We start from the raw sequence: 1,114 nt of genomic DNA, 5'->3' as shown, positions 1-1,114 counted from the left end.
GGCGGGTGGGAAGGTCCACGGAGACGGTCACGGGGACGGGGCAGCGGGCGGCGACGTCGGACAGCGCGGGGCCCAGGCCGCGGTCGGTGAGGATGGCCGGGTGGATGCCGCGGGCGAGGTCGCGGAGCTCGGCGAGGGCGAGCTTCGCCTCGCCGTGGGCCTCGTCGACCATCCTGGCGGCGGTCTGCGGGTCCTCCGGCAGTTTCTCCCTGGCCAGGCCCAGCCCCATGGCCAGGGCGACCAGCCGGGCCTGCGCCCCGTCGTGGAGGTCGCGCTCGATGCGGCGCAGGTCGGCGGAGGCGGTGTCGGCCACCGTCCGCCGGCCCGACTCCAGCTCCGCGATGCGCCGCTCCAGCGCGTCCGAGGGCGACAGCAGCGCGCGCACCATCATCCGGTCCACATGGGTCAGCCCGCGGGCCAGCCACGGCAGGACGGGCCAGGCGACGAAGAGCGAGACGAGGCAGACGGTGAAGGTGGCGATGCCCCAGGGCAGGCGGACGAAGGAGTAGAGCGCGTGCCGCCAGCCGACCGGGTCCTTCAGACAGGCCCACAGCCAGGGGAAGAAGCCGCCGTGCGCCCGGTGCCGGATCGGCGTCGGCTCCTCGATCCGGACCCCGAGCAGCAGCCGCGCGCGGACCCGCTCCGCCCTGCCGAACCGGCGGCCGCCCATCAGGCCCAGCGCCAGCACCGGCAGCCCCACGACGGTGACCGACAGCAGCAGGCCGCAGTAGACCCACACGGAGACGTAGAGGAAGCCCACGATGTCCATCGGCAGGTTGAGCAGGAGATGCGCGATCTCCTTCCAGGTCTGCGCGCCGAGCGGGGCCCGCGGCGGGGGCAGCCGGTCGTCGTCACCGGTCACGGGTGCTTCGGCGGGCCCGGCGGTCCCTTCGGCCCGCGCGGCCCCGGCGGCCTGCGGGACGCGTGGGGTGTCCGGCGCGCCCGGGGTGTCCGGCGCGTCGGATGGTTCCGGTGCTTCCGCAGGCCGTGGCGCCTGTACGGCGGGAGGGACGTACGGGGCGTGCGGGCCGTCGGGCGCGGCGCGGCCGGAGGTCGGGGGGCTCGCGGTCATGGGCACAAGACTGCCGGGCGCGGGGGGTGCGCCGCCATGGGG

Annotated in this window: 1 protein-coding gene; it reads right to left on the bottom strand. The window is 76.4% G+C overall.

Annotated elements, in window-relative coordinates:
- Positions 1–862 (bottom strand): sensor domain-containing protein (locus tag L7D48_RS28975; protein WP_237884095.1); only part of this gene is annotated, 862 nt, incomplete at its 3' end.
- Between the last annotated feature and the right edge of the window lie 252 nt (positions 863–1,114).

The sequence above is a fragment of the Streptomyces sp. ICN903 genome, assembly GCF_022015835.1.
In the GTDB taxonomy this organism is placed as follows: Bacteria; Actinomycetota; Actinomycetes; order Streptomycetales; family Streptomycetaceae; genus Streptomyces; species Streptomyces fenghuangensis.
This window is presented reverse-complemented; position numbering and strand designations above follow the sequence as displayed.